Here is a 15,158-nt window from a genome sequence, read left to right as displayed (position 1 = left end):
ACGGCGCAAGGCCCATGCGTGGACAACGGCACGCAAGGTCTTGCTTTCATGCATTTACGCGGCCCTGGTGTGCGGGCCGCTCTGGGCGAACATCGGTCCCCCACGGGCGATGATTTGAGCATGCTCATGCTAGCGTCCTCGCCAGCACACTGCATTCCCCAAAATCAGCGCTAAAAAAGTGCCTTAGTGCACTTTCATTGCGAGATCCATCGCTGCACCAACGGCGGCACGGTCTCCACCGCGGTGCCTTGCATGAAGCGGTAATGACGCGGCACCTGCTGCACCTCCGGCGAGACGAACACACGCTCGGCGGACAGCGGCGCGCAATCGACCAGGCCCGCGGCCGGATACACGGTCAGCGAGGTGCCGATCGCGAGCACCTTGGCGGCGGTCGCGAAATGCGCCTCGGCCTCGTCCATATGACGCACGGCCTCGCCGAACCAGACCACGTCCGGACGCAACTGACTGCCGCGCTCGCACAGATCGCCGATCTCGATGGTCGGGCCCTTGAGCGTGTAGATGCGTGGCGGGGTCAGCCCGGTGCTGCGCGACTTGAGGATTTCGCCGTGGACGTGCAGCACGTTCGAGGAACCGGCGCGCTCGTGCAGGTCGTCGATGTTCTGGGTGATCACCACGACCTCATAGCGCTCTTCCAGACGGGCGATGGCCTCGTGCGCGGCGTTCGGACGCGCCGCCAGCACGCCGCGACGGCGTTCGTTGTAGAAACGCAGCACGGTGGCCGGATCGCGCTGCCAGCCCTGCGGCGAAGCCACGTCCTCCAGGCGATGCTCGTGCCACAGCCCGCCCATGTCGCGGAAGGTCTTCAGGCCGCTTTCGGCGCTGACGCCTGCGCCGGTGAATACGACGATTTTGTCTTTCATGCGGGGAGCTCGGTATCGGGAAGCAGACGACGCGACAGCAGATCGTTTTCGCCGAAGACGACATCGGCGATTGTCGTCGCGGCGGCGATCTCGCGCAGCGGCGACGGCAACTCCGGCAGCCGGATCGGAGCGAGCGGCACGGCGAGCAATTCGTAGGCGTAACCGCCATCGTCCGCGACGATGTCACTCCAATCGTAGGCGAACAGGCCGCTCTGAACGCAGCTTATCCAATCCTCGGCGTTGCCGGCGTGCGCAATCAGCCGGTAAGCGCCGCGGATCGGCAAGGCCTCCACGCCGGCATCGGCCCCGTCGACAGCGGCCCGCGCCGAGCGCGGAATCGGGCCGGATCCGGCGGTGGTGAACGCGGCGACCTGGCCGATCGCGTCGCAGGCCAGCCATCGCCGGTCGATATGGCGATCGTCATCGTCGTGGTTCATAAGCCTGTCGGGCGATTGTGGCTTTCAACCATGACGCCATCGACGGCATCTGTTGAGGGCGGGTTGCGATGCGCGGGGATGCGAGATTCGCCCCTGTCCATCGCGATCGCGTGGTTATCATCGACCTGCAAGCAACCGGAGACTGGAATGATCGTTCATGCGTTGGCGCTAGGCCTCGGGCTCGCGTCGCTGTCGGCCACCGCGATGGCGGCGCCGGGCGGCAGCTACGTGATCACCGACGTCACCGTGATACCGGTCGATACCGACGAAGTGCTGCGCCATCGCACGGTGCTGATCCGCGACGGCAAGATCGCGCGGATCGCGACGCAGGGCGCGCGGACGCGGGTCGAGGGCGCGACGGTCGTCGACGGGACCGGCAAGTTTTTGATTCCCGGTTTCGTCGATGCGCATGTGCACATCGCCACAGAAGGCGCGATCCGCGACAGCAAGGACCCGGCGATGGCCGCGCTCGAGCTGGGCCGCGATCACGCCTACGACCGGCAAGTGATGCTGTCGTTCCTCAAGGCCGGCGTCACCGGCGCGGCCAATCTCGGCGGCAGCGCGGGCAGCGACGAGGACCTGCTGTGGCTGCGCGGGCAGATCGATCAAGGCCGCATCGACGGCCCGCGGCTGTACGTGGGCAAGCGCATCAACGGGCCGCGCGCGGCGGTGGCGAACAAGCCCGAATCGACGCCGCCGGCGTCCAGGCCCGAAGCGCCGTATACCGCCGCCGACGGCATCGCCGCGGTGCGCCGCGCGCGCGAACGCGGCTACGATTTCATCAAGCCGTATCAGTTCCTCAATCGCGAGACCTATCAGGCGGTGGTCGAGGAATCCCGGCGCCAAGGCTTCATCACCACCGGCCATCTGCCCGAACTGGGTTGCGCGAGCTGCGCCGATCGTGCGTTCGCGTTCGCTCATCCGATGACCAATATCGCCCACAGCGAAGAGCTGGCGCGGTTCGCTCGCATCGGCAGCGATCTGTCGCCCAGCGACATCCCGGCGTTGGCGCAGGCGGTCGACGACAGCGGCGTTTCGGTGACGCCGACCCTGATCACGCTGAAGACCATCGTCGGCATGTATGTGCAGCGCGAGGTGCCGTCGGTGCCGGGCGACTGGATCAAGCTCGTCGATCCGGTCACCCGTCTGGACTGGACGCCGCCGGCCAATCGCTACCTGAGTCAGGCGTTTCGCGATCAGGAAGGCGCCGACACCTTCTCGGCCGGTTACGACTTCTCCCGCGTGTTGACGCGCGAGTTGTACAAGCGCGGCGTCAGGCTGACTGTCGGCACCGATGCGGCCCTGCCGGGGCTCGCGTTCGGGGTGTCGGTGCAGCAGGAGATGATCGAACTGCGCGAGGTCGGATTGAGCCCGCTGGACGTACTGCGCGCGGCTTCGATCAATGCCCATCGCTTGTTCGATCCGGACGCCGGCAGCGGCGCGGTGCGCGAAGGCGAACGCGCGAATCTGGTCTTGCTCGATGCCGACCCGCTGGCCGATACCCAGAATGTGTCGAAGATCGCCGGCGTGTTCGCGCAGGGACGGTGGTTGCCGATGGCCGAGATCGATCGTCGACTGGGCGAGGGGCAGGCGTTCGAACGCGGCTTGGGCGAGCAGATCGAGCGGCTCAAGGACGCGCGCCACCCGGCGCATTGAGCGCCGGTCAGTTCGAAAACGCGCTTATGGCCTGGTGGATATCGCAGGCGTAGACGCTATCGTCCCGGTACAGATACAAGGTGTCGCCGCGTCCGCGGACGAGTTCGGCCTGCAGCGGTTCGCCGTGCTCATCGAGCAGCTTGAAGGTCGCCATGACCGATGCGTCCGGGCCGTCGTCCAGACGCAGCAGGGTACAGGCGTGGCGCGCATCGTAACCGCCGGCGAACAGCGCGCGATCGCGATACACGGCGAACGCATGCGCGCCGTACACCGGTACGTTCCAGTGGCGCACGATGCGATGATCGCGCAGCTGCACCAGCGGGAAGTCGGTGTAGTAGCAGGTCCATGCTTCGTTGTGGCTGGCGACGTTGAGCGCGTAGCAATCGGCGATGGTGTCCAGCGGCGCGTCGGGCTGGTAACGGAACACCGGCGTGCCTTGCCGGTCGCAGGCGACCAGGCCGTGCGCCGACAGGGGATGGTCGCCGAACACGCCTTCGTCGAAGTAACCGAGCCAGATTTCGCCGCGTGCGGTCGTCTGCACGTGCTCGATGGCGTCGCCCAGCGCGATTTCGTTCAGCAGCCGGCCGTCGCGCGAATAGACGCGGCCATTGAGATCGCTGTGGCCGCCGCGCGAGGTGGAGCGCGCGCAGACCAACAGCAGATCATCGCCGAGCGGTTGCAGGGCGTGGACGTTGTAGGGTTCGTTGTCGATGCACAGGTCGAGCAATTGCGCGCCATCCAGCCAGGCCTGCGCGCGGTACCGCTGCGGCGTGGCGGGGCGGACCTTGGCGAAACTCGCGCCTTTGTCTTCGCGCCGATAGTCCAGCGGCTTGAGCGCATGCAACAGGTACACCGCGCGGTCGGGGCCGATATCGAAGGCGACCAGCTCGCCCTCGCTCGGTTCCAGGCTGAGGATCGGCCACAGTTGCAGGGTCTTCATGACGGGTTTGCGCGAGATTCCATGCTGAGCGCGGATGGTAGCGCGGTTCGCGCGCGGGCGCGGTCGGGGCTGAGCCGACCGCTCCGATAGCCCATCAACGTAAACAAGCGATGCGACGCAGATGCAAGTCAGCCGCCCGCGTGATCCGCCGACGCGATGTCATGCACCACCTGCGAACGGCGACGCTCGCGCCGTATCCGCAACCCCTGCCACACCATCAATCCCAGATAGGCCACGAACACGCCGCCGATGAGCTGCGCCAGTTGCGGGTCGTCCGGGCCGCTGGCCCAGGGACGGCCTTCGGGCAGGCGGGTCAGGGTTTCGGTGAAGCCCGGGATCATGTGGAAGAACAAGGTGAGGGTGTAGCCGATCGCGGCGACATAGTGGGAGAACCGGCCGAACGGCTTGCGGCGCTCGGCGAGACAGGCGACCGCGAGCACCAGCAGGGTGACGATGCCGAGCACATGCGGCTTGCCGAAGCCGCCGTGGTGGAAGATGAAGAAGCCGGTGATGCAGGTGGCCACGGTCAGCCAGACGTACAACCAACCGCTGCGCGAGGCCATCGCGATTTCGTGGTGGCGCGCGATCGCGACGAAACCGGCGGCGACCGCGATCAGGCCGAGTACGGTGTGGAACATGCCGAACGCAGTGATACCGAACATGGCTGGGCTCCTGGGGATACCTGGGAGAAAACCGCCGTCGCGCGCGGGCGAGGGCGGCGGTGTGTGTCAGCGCGCGGGTGTCACGATTGCAGGAAGGCCAGCAGGTCGGCATTGAGCCGGTCCTTGTGGGTGTCGGTCAGGCCGTGCGGCGCGCCGGGGTAGACGATGAGTTTGTTGCCCGCGATCAGCTTGGCCGAGGCGCGGCCGGCGGCGTCGATCGGCACGACCTGGTCGTCGTCGCCATGCACGATCAGCGTGGGCACGTCGAACTTCTTCAGGTCTTCGGTGAAATCGGTGGCCGAGAACGCGGCGATCGAGTCGTAGGTGTTCTTGTGGCCGCCGGCCATGCCCTGCAGCCAGAACCAGTCGATCGCGCCTTGCGACGGCGTGGCGCCGGGCCGGTTGTAGCCGAAGAACGGGCCGGCGGCGAGGTCCTTGTACAACTGCGAGCGATCGGCGAGCGAACCGGCGCGCAAACCGTCGAAGACCTCGATCGGCAGCCCGCCGGGATTGGCCGGGGTCTTCAGCATCAGCGGCGGCACCGCCGAGATCAATCCGGCCTTGGTGACCCGCGCGGTGCCGTGGCGGCCGATGTAGCGCGCGACTTCGCCGCCGCCGGTGGAGAAACCGAACAAGGCCGCATCGGTGACGTCCAGATGTTCGAGCAATTCGGCCAGATCGTCGGCGTAGTGATCCATGTCGTTGCCGTCCCACGGTTGGCTGGAACGGCCGTGGCCGCGACGGTCGTGGGCGATGCAGCGATAGCCGTTGCCGGCGAGGAAGAACATCTGCGCTTCCCAACTGTCGGCGCTCAACGGCCAGCCGTGGCAGAACACCACGATCGGGCCGCTGCCCCAATCCTTGTAGTACAGGTCGACGCCGGCGCGGGTGGTGAAGGTGCTCATGAGGACTCCGTGGTGGGGGCAAGCGTGGGGAGCGGACGCAGCGAAGTCGCCGGTCGCGCGGCGCCGTCCTGGCGGAATGCGGAAGCGGAGGGCGCGGATGTCGCATGCGGATATCGGCGCCCTGAACGAAGCCCACGTAGAACCCGGGCGGCGCAGGACAACGCGATGCGCGATGAGTGATGCGCGTCGCGTTTGTCAGCGCGCGACGGCGCGGATCGTGAAGGGCACGGCGCGGCCGCGGTCGCTTGCGCGCAGCCATGCGGGGTAAGGTGCAGTCTCCAGTTCCGGTTTCGTCAGGCGATCGCAAGCATGAGCTTCACCCGCGATGCCGTACTTCCGATCGCCCCGCCGGGCGCCGAGCCGATCGTCACCGAGCGCCTGCGGCTGGTGCCGGCCACGCTCGCGCTGGCTCGCGCCGAACTGGAAGACCGCGCGGCGTTCGCCGCCTTGCTCGATGCGCATATTCCCGATGCATGGCCGCCGCAGACGGTGGCCGACGCATTGCCGCTGTTCGCGCTGTGGCTGCAGGCCGCGCCGGCCTGCGGCGGCTGGTTCAGTTGGTATGCGCTGGCGCGGCACGAGGACGGCGCGGCATCGGTGCTGGTCGCCAGCGGCGGTTTCATCGGTCCGCCGCTCGACGGCGAGGTCGCGGTCGGCTATGCGGTGTTGCCGCAGTTCGAAGGCCGCGGCTACGCAACGGAAATGGCCGGCGCCCTGGTCGACTGGGCGCTGGCGCAGCCGCGGGTGGAGCGGGTGATAGCCGAAACCGAATGGGCCAATCCGGCCTCGGTGCGGGTGCTGAGCAAGCTGGGCTTCGTGCGCAGCGGCAACGCGCGCGCCGCCGAAGGTCTGCGCTTCGAGCGCGGGCGCGATGCGGCCGGCTGAGGTGACGCGTTCGACGTATTCACGATCGCGCACGCGCCTCGCGCGATCTGGGCCGGCAACCGGCCCGATAATCGCTACAACCACCGACCCGCGGGCGATGCCATGAACTATCACGCGTTGCTGATCGATCTCGATGGGGTGCTGCGCCGCTGGCCCGAGCGCGACGCGGCGATCGAAGCCGCCCACGACCTGCCGCGCGGCAGTCTGCGCGCGACCGCGTTCGCGTCGGAGCTGTTGGCCCAGGCGGTGACCGGGCGCATCGACGACGACCAATGGCGCGAACAGGTCGCGTCGCGCCTGCGCGCGGCGCATCCGCGCGCGCAGGCGGACGATGCGGTGCGGCAATGGTCGCTGTCGTGCGGCGAAGTCGATACGCCGGTGCTGGCCTTGCTCGAAGCTTGCCGGCCGGGCCTGCGCCGCATTCTGGTCAGCAACGCGACCTCGCGCCTGCCGCGCGATCTGCAGACGCTGGGGCTGTCGCGGCATTTCGACGCGGTCGTCAATTCCAGCGAAGTCGGCGTGGCCAAGCCCGACGCAGCGCTGTTCCAGGCCGCGTTCGATCGCGCCGACGCCGCGCCGCAACGCCTGCTGTTCGTCGACGACGACGCGCGCAACGTGGCCGCGGCCGCCGCGCTGGGGGTCAATGCGCATCATTACCGCGGTGTCGCGTCGATGCGGCAGTGGCTGGACGAGGCCGGCGCGCTGGACGGATAAGGTCGCGCTGGACGAAGCGCTTAGCCGGCCGCGGCGGCGCGGGCGAAGCGTTCGCGGTAATCGCGCGGGCTCAGCCCGAGTTTGCGGCGGAAATGATGGCGCATGGTGATCGCGCTGCCGAAGCCGGTCTGCGCGGCGACCCGGTCGATCGACGCGGCGGTGGTTTCGAGCAGTTCGCGCGCGCGCTCGACCCGCGCCTGGATCAGCCAGTCGCCCGGGGTCATTCCGGTGGCGGCCTTGAAGCGGCGCATCAAGCTGCGTTCGCTCATCGACGCCATGCGCGCCAGTTCCGCCACCGGCAGCGGTTCGGCCAAGCGCCGGCGCAGCGCGTCGAGCAGCGGCGCCAGCGCGCCGCGTTCGCTGCGGTCGACCGGACGATCGATGTATTGCGCCTGGCCGCCGTCGCGGTGCGGCGGAATCACCAGGCGGCGGGCGACATGGTTGGCGATCTTGGCGCCGCGGTCGCGCCGCACCAGATGCAGGCACAGGTCCAGGCCGGCGGCGCTGCCGGCGGAGGTGAGCAGGCGGCCTTCGTCGATGTACAGCGCGTTGGCATCGACCTCGATGCGCGGATAGCGCTCGCGCAGCGCATCGACATAGCGCCAATGGGTGGTGGCGCGGCGGCCGTCGAGCAGGCCGGTCGCGGCGAGCACGAACGCGCCCGAACAGATCGACAGCAAGCGCGCGCCGCGAGCGTGCGCCTCGCGCAGCGCCGCGAGGATGCGCGGCGGCACCGGCGTGTCCAGCGAGGTCCAGCCCGGAACGATCACGGTGCCGGCGCGGGCCAGCCGGTCCAGGCCGGCGTCGGCCGACAGCTTCAACCCGTACTGGCCGCGCAAGGGCCGGCGCTGCGCGGCGCAGGTTTCGAAGCGGTACCAGTCGCGGCCGAGTTCCGGCCGCGGCAATCCGAACACTTCGGCCGCGCAGGAGAATTCGAATGCGCACAGGCCGTCGTAGACCAGCACGGCGACCCGCGGGTTGATCGGCCCGATGCCGCGCGGCGCGGTTTTCGACTTAGGCATGATCTGATCGATAGATGGCATTGCCGCCAATGGTGAACCGCCGCGCGACTGCCGACAATGGCCGCACCTACCGCCAGCTTGGAGCCCGCCATGGCCAACGCCGTCACCGCGATCCCCGCCGCCGCGCCCGCACAGGCGATGGCGCATTTCCAGGCGCAGTTCGCGTTCGAGACCGACTGCTGGGACACCTGCGAGGCGCTGCAGTCGGGCGAACCCGGCTTCGTGCTGGTCGATACGCGCAGTCCGCAATTGTTCGCGCGCGGCCATATCGCCGGCGCGATCAACCTGCCGCACCGCAAGATCATCGCCTCGCGCATGAGCGCGTATCCGCCGCGGACCTTGTTCGTGACCTATTGCGCCGGCCCGCACTGCAACGGCGCCGCGCGCGGCGCCTTGCGTCTGGCCGAGTTGGGCTACCCGGTGAAATTGATGGCCGGCGGCATCACCGGCTGGCTGGACGAGGGCTTCGAGTTGCAGCGCTCGGCGCAGGGCGCGGTGGCTTGAGTTGGAGCGCTTGGTGAGTTGATGCGTGCTGCATGACGAGGCGATCTCCGCTTCGGTCTCGCGCATCCTCATGTCACGGTAATACGAGCCGGATCGTCATCCGCAGGACAGTGCAACGAATGCGCGACGCATTGAACGTCGCGCCGTCGTCCGCACTTGGTTTACCTCACCTGCAAGGATCGACGATGAACGCCGCAATCCCGCAACCCGTGTTCGCACTCAGCAATCCGGCCGGCCTGTACGATCCGGCGCCCAATGGTTATTCGCATCTGGCCCGGGTCGAGCCCGGGGCGCGTTGGATCATCGTCGCCGGGCAGGGCGGCGAGAGCGTCGACGGCGCGCTCGATCCCGATTTCCGCCGGCAAGTGCGCCAAGCCATGCGCAATCTGCTGACCGCATTGGAGGCCGGCGGCGCGCGCGGCCGCGACGTGGTCAAGCTGACCGTGCTGATCGTCGACCACAGCCACGAGCGCCTGCGCGTGTTCGGCGAAGAACTGGCCGCGGCGTTCGGCGCCGATCATCGGCCGACCTGCACTCTGATCCCGGTGCCGCGCCTGGCCCTGGACGGCATGTTGTTCGAGATCGAGGCGGTCGCGGCCGTAGCCCCCTAAGTCGGCGGCTTGCAGCGGCCACCGACGCGCTACAATGCATCCGTGGCCGCACCGGACTCGCATTCTGCGACCGGTCCCGCCGCGCTCCCCCTTTCGATTGTCGCCGCGCGGCCGAGCCGCGTGGCGCCGACGGCTGGGCGCGGGCCTGTGGACGACCAGGAGAACCATATGAGCACCGATCACCGCCTGCTGATCCGCGCCGCGGCCTTCGCCGCCGAGCGTCACCGCCACCAGCGCCGCCTCGACCAGGCCGCCTCGCCCTACATCAACCATCCCATCGCCCTGGCCGACGTGCTGGCCAACGAAGGCGGCGTCGACGATACCGTCGTGCTGTGCGCGGCCTTGCTGCACGACACGATCGAGGACACCGACACCCGCGCGGACGAGCTCGAAGCGATGTTCGGCGCCCGCATCGCCGCGGTCGTGCTGGAAGTCAGCGACGACAAGGCCCTGCCCAAGGCCGAGCGCAAGCGTCTGCAGATCGAACACGCCGCGCATGCCTCGCGCGAGGCGCAACTGGTCAAGCTCGCCGACAAGATCTGCAATCTGCGCGATCTGCTCGCCGCGCCGCCGCGGGACTGGTCGCGTCAGCGCAAGCAAGAGTACTTCGACTGGTCGGCGCGGGTGATCGACGGCGTGCGCGGCGTGCACCCGCGGCTGGAAGCGCTGTTCGACTCGGTGCATGCGCGCGCGGTGGAACTGGTCGATCACGAAGCGGCTTGAGCGACGACGTCCGGCGCGCATCGTGCCGGTGCTGGGGCCCGCGCGGATGTAATTCGGTCGCGAGCGATGACCGGTTCGTCTGGAGGCTGGCGCACGCAGCGGTCGCGGCTAGACTGAGCGTCCCCCATCGCTCGTGCCCGCCATGTCCGCATCCGTCGATCCATCTTCGTTGCAACTGTCTCCGATCGTCGCCGGCGCCTGGCGCATGGCCGAATGGGGCTTCGATGTCGGCCAGCGCCTGCGATGGATCAACGAGGCGCTGGCGCTGGGCATCGACAGTTTCGATCACGCCGATATCTACGGCGATTACCGGGTCGAGTCCTTGTTCGGCGAAGCCCTCGCGGCCGAGCCGGGGCTGCGCGATCGCATCCGCCTCGTCAGCAAGTGCGGGATCAAGCTGACTTCGGCGCAGCGGCCCGATCACCGGATCAAGTCCTACGACACCTCCGCGGCGCATGTGCGGACCTCGGTCGAGAATTCGCTGCGCGCGCTGCGCACCGACCGGCTCGATCTGTTGCTGATCCATCGTCCCGATCTGCTGATGGACGCCGACGCGCTGGCGCTGACCTTCGAACAGCTCAAGGCGGCCGGCAAGGTGCTGCATGTGGGGGTGTCGAATCACACGCCCTCGCAGCTGCAGTTGTTGAATGCGCGGCATCGGCTGGCCACGCATCAGATCGAGCTGTCGCCGCTGCATTTGCCGGCGCTCGACGACGGCACGCTCGATCAATGTCAGTTGCTCGGCATGCGGCCGATGATCTGGTCGCCGCTCGGCGGCGGGCGTTTGTTCGCCGCTGATGACGCTCATGCCGCGCGTGTGCGCGAGCGTCTGATTGCGGTCGGCGAGCGTCACGGTGGGGCGTCGGTGGCGACGATGGCTTATGCCTGGTTGTTGCGGCATCCGTCGCGGCCTTGGCCGATTACGGGCAGTGGGCGTGTGCAGGGGTTGCGGGAGGCGGTGGCGGCGTTGTCGATTCGGCTTAGCGCGGAAGAGTGGTATGAGATTTGGCAGGTGGGGGCGGGGCGGGAGGTGGCTTGAGGGGCGGGATTGGTTATTTGGGATTTGGGATTTGGAAGAGCGGTGCGCCGCGTGTGTGGATTAGCGTGGGTTCGTTTGCGTCAGTGGTTTTTGTGCTTCAGATTCTGTTTGAACGGGCGGCTGACGATTTCTTCCATGCTCATGAAAAGTTTGTTGATCCGGCTTTTGGTTTCATGAGCTTCGAAGCCGTTGCGGCTTCCAGCAAGATCAACAGCTTCCGCCCGCAAGCGGGCGGGTTACTTTCTTTTGTCTAAAGCAACAAAAGAAAGGTAACCAAAGAAAAATGCTTTTTTGTGAATCAAGAGCCCGCAAGTGCGGGGCTTACGCGGGCATGCGCCACACGGGACATCCTGTCCCGGTGGCGCACGGCGCACATCCATGTGCGCCGCCCTTCGGGTGTGCTTTTGTTCTCGCGAGTTGCAGGCTTCGCAGCGCTGGGGGATGAACCTGGCAGCATGGGTTTGGACTGAGATAGCGTCCTGGATTCGGCGCAGCGCTGATTGAGGTGGTCGGGCTATGTGTCGGTCGTATCCGGGCGCTCGCCACGTGGAGCGCGGGGCGAACGTCCGGGTGGGCGATGTGGTTACTTGATTTCGACCACCGGCTCGAAGCCGCCGAAGATCATTCGCTTGCCGTCGAACGGCATCGGCGGGTTGTCGGGGTTGGACGGGTCCATGCGCGGGTCTTCCATCATTTTCTTCATGCCGGCGTCGCGGGTGGCCTTGTCGGGCCACTCGATCCAGGAGAACACCACCACTTCGTCGCTGGTGGCCTGCACGGATTTGCGGAAGTCGGTGAGTTTGCCGTCCGGCACGTCGTCGCCCCAGGCTTCGATGACGCGCAGCGCGCCCAGTTCGATGAAGATGGGGTCGAACTGGCGGGCGTAGTCGATGAAGTTCTGCTTGTTGGCCGCGGGTACGGCGATCACGAAACCGTCGATGTAGGACATGGAAATCTCCTGGTGGGAACACGGAACGAATGGGGGCAGGGCTGCGCGATCGCGCCGGTGAACTGCCTGCCTCATTGGAACGACGAACCGACGGCGCGGGAATCGACATCGCGGTCGAATTGATTTTCGCCTGTTCAGGAAACGGCGCGTTCGCGCGATTCCGGCGTTCGCGTCGGCGCCGCCGGGCGATGCCCGATCGCTCGCGCCGCGCCTGTCAGGGCTTGAGCATGCAGCGCTGATAGCGCTGGTTGACCCGATCGGCGAACCAGGCGGTGGTCAGCTTGCGGGTGATCTTGGGGCTTTCCAGCGCGATGCCGGGCACTAGCGCGCGCGGCAGCGGCCCGCCGGTTTCGGCCAGCGCGAATACGCGCGTGTACAGATCGGTTTCGCCGAAATCGAGCCGGTCGCCGCGGGCGAGCGCGCGCCGGATCGCGGCATCGTCCATGTCCAGCCGCGCGCCCAGCGCGCGCACCGCGATCTCGGTCTTGCCCGGCGCCTTCATCGACGCGCCGGGCGCCAGCAGGTCGCCGTCCAGCGCCAGCGCGATGCCGGACGCCTTGCTCACCGCGTTCTGGAAGGCGGCGTTGCGGCTGGCGTACCAGCCGGCGTTGTAGTCGGCGAAACGGTGCAGCTTGCGGGTGTAGGGCGTGGCGTAACCGAGCAGATGGGCGATGCCGAAGTACAGGCCGCCGCGGCGGGTGAACACTTCCTCGCGGATCGAGCCGGTCAGGGGATACGGATAGTCGCGCGCGTTCGTTTTGGCGAAGTCGATGCTCACCTGCATCGCGCCGCCGGTCTGCACCGGGTTCATGCCGGCGAATAAGCGACTGCCCAGCGGCACGCGGCCGATGATGTCTTCGTAGAGTTCGCTCAGTTCGCGTTCGCTGCGCACCGATTCCAGCCGCTGCGCGTAGCTGCGTCCATCGGGGGATTTGATCTGCAGCGCGGCCGTCACCATGAACCGGGGCACGTGCTTCGCCGCCGCGCGACGGTCGATTTCCTCGCGCGCGATCCGCGCCAGTCCGTCCACTGCCGGATCGGCGCGGTAGCCGGACTCCTGCTCGATCACCGCCAGTACCGCGCACAGGTTCTCGCTGGACGGATCGATCCGCTGCGCGGCGAGCGCGGCCTGGATATCGGCCGCCCAACCTTCGCGGTCGGCGGTTGAAGCCGGGATCTTGCGCGCGAGTTCGGCGCGCACGTCCGCGGGCTGGCGTCCTTCCTGGCTGGGCTGGCTCGCGCAGCCGGCGAGCAGGGTGGCGAGCAGCGCGAAGATGGCGAGGCGTCGGCGTTCCGAAGTCGAACCGGCGGTGGGCAAGGGTCGGGACACGGGGTTGGCCAAGCCGGATGGGAACGCATGCAGGATACGGGCGGCTTGGCGGCGCGGCCAGCGCGATCGCGCGATGGCGTTCAGCCGCGCGCGTGGGCAACGCGGCGGCTCGACGCTCTCGCATCGCTCACCGATCGGCGACCTGTTTTTGCACCTCGTCGGGGAAATCCTCCATGCCCATCACCTGGCGGATCTCGATGGTTTCGTCTTCCGAAGCCGGGCAACGCCTGGCCCATTCGATCGCTTCCTCGCGCGAGGCGACGTTGAGCATCCAATAGCCGCCGAGCACTTCCTTGGCTTCCGGGAACGGTCCATCGACGACCCGGGGCGGCTGGCCCTTGGGGAAACTGACCCGCGCGCCCATCGACGGCGGATGCAGGCCGTCGAGCGCGATCAGCACGCCGGCCTCCTGCAGCGCGTGGTTATAGGCCGTCATCGTCTCGATCCGTTCGGCGCTGGGCAGGGTGCCGGGCGCGGCCGATTCGTAGCCCTTGGGAATCATCAGCATCATGAAGCGCATGGACGTGTCTCCGTGGTGTAGCGGGTGGTTGGTCGCGGCTGGCGTCGGCGCTGGGCCATGCTGCAATGCCGCGTTCTTGTAAGGACGACGAACCGGCCGCGGCCGGATCGACACACGCGGCGGACTTTTTCACTGGCGTATCGGGCCCGCGCCGCGCAGCTGAATCGGGTCTGTCTCGGCCGCGCGATCGCGCGAGCGGACATGACAATCCGATGTTTACCATCGCGCCTTCATCGACCGAAGGCGAGGGCGGGCATGAGCGATTCCGGGACGAAGCGCGGGCGTGTGTCGCCGCCGTGGTGGGCGTTGCTGTCGTTGGCTACGGTGCCGGCGTTCGCGGCGCCGCCATCCGCGCCCAAGCCCGACCCGGCCTTGGACGTCTATGCCGCGCCCGCGCAGCGGGTCGACATCGGCAAGGGCCGCCATCTCAATCTGCGCTGCAGCGGCCAGGGCGAGCCGACCGTGATTCTGGAAGCGGGTTTCGCCGCTGATTCGCTGGCCTGGGCCAGGTCGCAGCCGGCCATCGCCGAGCACAACCGCGTGTGCGCCTACGACCGCGCCGGCATGGGCTATAGCGATGCCGGCCCGTTGCCGCGCGATCTTGCGGCCGATGTCGACGATCTGCATGCCTTGATCGACGCGGCCGATATCGACACGCCGGTGATCCTGGTCGGCCATTCCTACGGCAGCCAGGTCGTGCGCCGCTTCGACACGCTGTATCCGAAATGGGTGTCGGCGCTGATCCTGATCGATCCGCCGGAGCAGAACGTCGGCGAATTCTCGCCGGCCTACGCCAAGGCCGAGACCGAGGTCGCGCCGAAGATGCTGGCGATGTACCGCGCCTGCGAACAAGGCGCGAAGGACGGCAAGCTCGCGGCGGCCACGCCGCCGCCGGCGCTGCGCAACTGCCTGCGCGGCGCGAACCCGAACTACAGCGACGGCTTGAACGCGGCCATCCGCGGCTGGCGGTCCCAACCCGCGTTCTGGGAAAGCATGATCTCCGCTTCGCAGCAGCGCGCCGCGCTGTATGCCGGCGCGGTGGCCAAGAGCGAACGCCACGACGGCAAGCCGCTGATCGTGCTCAGCGCCGACCGACCGTATCAGGGCGTCGCGCCCGACGATCTCAAGGCGTTGACCGCGGCGCGCGAGCAGACCCACCTCGCGTTGATGGCGAGTTCGCGCGCGGGCAAGCGGGTGGTGATCGAGAACAGCAGCCACGATATTCCCAACGATCAGCCCACCGCGACCGCGATCGCGGTGTTCGAGGCGATGCAGATGCGCAAGCGGGGCAAGGATCAGGCTTCGCGTGGATTGCTGTGGCGGATCGGCGATCGCGCGTTCCATTGAGCCGGTCGCCGCATGCTTGCGGCGCGCGCGGCG

Annotated in this window: 18 protein-coding genes; 9 read left to right on the top strand and 9 right to left on the bottom strand. The window is 67.8% G+C overall.

Features of this window, described 5'->3' with window-relative positions; genetic code table 11:
- Window positions 1-194 precede the first annotated feature (194 nt).
- Together IEQ11_RS20850 and IEQ11_RS20845 are read right to left on the bottom strand one after the other, a co-directional pair.
- Window positions 195-881, bottom strand: a complete 687-nt coding sequence (locus IEQ11_RS20850) for an SIR2 family NAD-dependent protein deacylase (protein ID WP_191823796.1) — start codon at window positions 879-881, stop codon at window positions 195-197.
- Window positions 878-1,318: a hypothetical protein gene (locus IEQ11_RS20845; RefSeq protein WP_191823797.1), complete on the bottom strand. Its 441-nt coding sequence runs from the start codon at window positions 1,316-1,318 to the stop codon at window positions 878-880. Before IEQ11_RS20845 ends, IEQ11_RS20850 begins: the two co-directional genes overlap by 4 nt.
- On the opposite strand from IEQ11_RS20845, the gene IEQ11_RS20840 reads away from it, so the two are divergent.
- Window positions 1,292-2,974, top strand: a complete 1,683-nt coding sequence (locus IEQ11_RS20840) for an amidohydrolase family protein (protein ID WP_247024631.1) — start codon at window positions 1,292-1,294, stop codon at window positions 2,972-2,974. The genes IEQ11_RS20845 and IEQ11_RS20840 overlap by 27 nt on opposite strands.
- A gap of 7 nt (window positions 2,975-2,981) precedes the next feature.
- On the opposite strand, the gene IEQ11_RS20835 is transcribed toward IEQ11_RS20840, so the two are convergent.
- From IEQ11_RS20835 to IEQ11_RS20825, 3 genes are all read right to left on the bottom strand, one after another.
- The gene (locus IEQ11_RS20835) at window positions 2,982-3,914 is read right to left on the bottom strand and encodes a hypothetical protein (protein ID WP_191823799.1); all 933 of its coding nucleotides are present in this window, start codon (window positions 3,912-3,914) and stop codon (window positions 2,982-2,984) included.
- 128 nt (window positions 3,915-4,042) lie between these two features.
- On the bottom strand, window positions 4,043-4,576 hold the full coding sequence (locus tag IEQ11_RS20830) for a DUF2306 domain-containing protein (protein ID WP_191823800.1): 534 nt from the start codon (window positions 4,574-4,576) through the stop codon (window positions 4,043-4,045).
- An 80-nt stretch (window positions 4,577-4,656) separates the two neighbouring features.
- Complete coding sequence (locus tag IEQ11_RS20825) at window positions 4,657-5,481, bottom strand: alpha/beta fold hydrolase (RefSeq protein WP_191823801.1); 825 nt, start codon at window positions 5,479-5,481, stop codon at window positions 4,657-4,659.
- Between the two features lie 309 nt (window positions 5,482-5,790).
- Here IEQ11_RS20825 and IEQ11_RS20820 point away from each other — a divergent pair, with 309 nt between their 5' ends.
- Together IEQ11_RS20820 and IEQ11_RS20815 are read left to right on the top strand one after the other, a co-directional pair.
- Window positions 5,791-6,366, top strand: a complete 576-nt coding sequence (locus IEQ11_RS20820; RefSeq protein WP_191823802.1) for a GNAT family N-acetyltransferase — start codon at window positions 5,791-5,793, stop codon at window positions 6,364-6,366.
- A gap of 102 nt (window positions 6,367-6,468) precedes the next feature.
- Window positions 6,469-7,080, top strand: a complete 612-nt coding sequence (locus tag IEQ11_RS20815) for an HAD-IA family hydrolase (protein WP_191823803.1) — start codon at window positions 6,469-6,471, stop codon at window positions 7,078-7,080.
- 20 nt (window positions 7,081-7,100) lie between these two features.
- Here the strand turns inward: IEQ11_RS20815 and ftrA are convergent, their stop codons facing one another.
- Window positions 7,101-8,102 carry a transcriptional regulator FtrA gene (ftrA, locus tag IEQ11_RS20810; RefSeq protein WP_191823804.1) on the bottom strand — a complete coding sequence of 334 codons (1,002 nt, stop codon included), beginning with the start codon at window positions 8,100-8,102 and terminating at the stop codon, window positions 7,101-7,103.
- Window positions 8,103-8,192: 90 nt separating this feature from the next.
- Here ftrA and IEQ11_RS20805 point away from each other — a divergent pair, with 90 nt between their 5' ends.
- The 5 genes from IEQ11_RS20805 (at window position 8,193) to IEQ11_RS20785 (ending at window position 11,233) form a co-directional block, all read left to right on the top strand.
- A complete protein-coding gene (locus tag IEQ11_RS20805) occupies window positions 8,193-8,606 on the top strand; it encodes a rhodanese-like domain-containing protein (RefSeq protein WP_046657930.1) in 414 nt (137 codons plus the stop codon).
- A 185-nt stretch (window positions 8,607-8,791) separates the two neighbouring features.
- Entirely contained in the window at window positions 8,792-9,217 is a 426-nt protein-coding gene (locus IEQ11_RS20800) for a RidA family protein (protein WP_191823805.1), read from the top strand.
- Between the two features lie 168 nt (window positions 9,218-9,385).
- Window positions 9,386-9,940 (top strand): HD domain-containing protein, encoded by a 555-nt coding sequence (locus IEQ11_RS20795; RefSeq protein WP_191823806.1) that lies wholly within the window; start codon window positions 9,386-9,388, stop codon window positions 9,938-9,940.
- A 169-nt stretch (window positions 9,941-10,109) separates the two neighbouring features.
- On the top strand, window positions 10,110-10,979 hold the full coding sequence (locus IEQ11_RS20790; protein WP_247024629.1) for an aldo/keto reductase: 870 nt from the start codon (window positions 10,110-10,112) through the stop codon (window positions 10,977-10,979).
- Window positions 10,976-11,233: a hypothetical protein gene (locus IEQ11_RS20785; RefSeq protein ID WP_191823808.1), complete on the top strand. Its 258-nt coding sequence runs from the start codon at window positions 10,976-10,978 to the stop codon at window positions 11,231-11,233. The genes IEQ11_RS20790 and IEQ11_RS20785 overlap by 4 nt, the downstream gene beginning before the upstream one ends.
- Before the next feature lie 329 nt (window positions 11,234-11,562).
- On the opposite strand, the gene IEQ11_RS20780 is transcribed toward IEQ11_RS20785, so the two are convergent.
- From IEQ11_RS20780 to IEQ11_RS20770, 3 genes are all read right to left on the bottom strand, one after another.
- On the bottom strand, window positions 11,563-11,928 hold the full coding sequence (locus IEQ11_RS20780) for a DUF1428 domain-containing protein (protein WP_036106558.1): 366 nt from the start codon (window positions 11,926-11,928) through the stop codon (window positions 11,563-11,565).
- Between the two features lie 214 nt (window positions 11,929-12,142).
- Window positions 12,143-13,246 (bottom strand): DUF1615 domain-containing protein, encoded by a 1,104-nt coding sequence (locus tag IEQ11_RS20775; protein ID WP_191822792.1) that lies wholly within the window; start codon window positions 13,244-13,246, stop codon window positions 12,143-12,145.
- A gap of 139 nt (window positions 13,247-13,385) precedes the next feature.
- On the bottom strand, window positions 13,386-13,778 hold the full coding sequence (locus IEQ11_RS20770) for a YciI family protein (RefSeq protein ID WP_046657924.1): 393 nt from the start codon (window positions 13,776-13,778) through the stop codon (window positions 13,386-13,388).
- 255 nt (window positions 13,779-14,033) lie between these two features.
- Between IEQ11_RS20770 and IEQ11_RS20765 the strand changes: the two genes are divergently transcribed.
- Complete coding sequence (locus tag IEQ11_RS20765) at window positions 14,034-15,125, top strand: alpha/beta fold hydrolase (protein WP_191822756.1); 1,092 nt, start codon at window positions 14,034-14,036, stop codon at window positions 15,123-15,125.
- The last annotated feature ends 33 nt before the right edge of the window (window positions 15,126-15,158 follow it).

The organism is Lysobacter capsici, assembly GCF_014779555.2.
Taxonomy (GTDB): domain Bacteria; phylum Pseudomonadota; class Gammaproteobacteria; order Xanthomonadales; family Xanthomonadaceae; genus Lysobacter; species Lysobacter capsici.
This window is presented reverse-complemented; position numbering and strand designations above follow the sequence as displayed.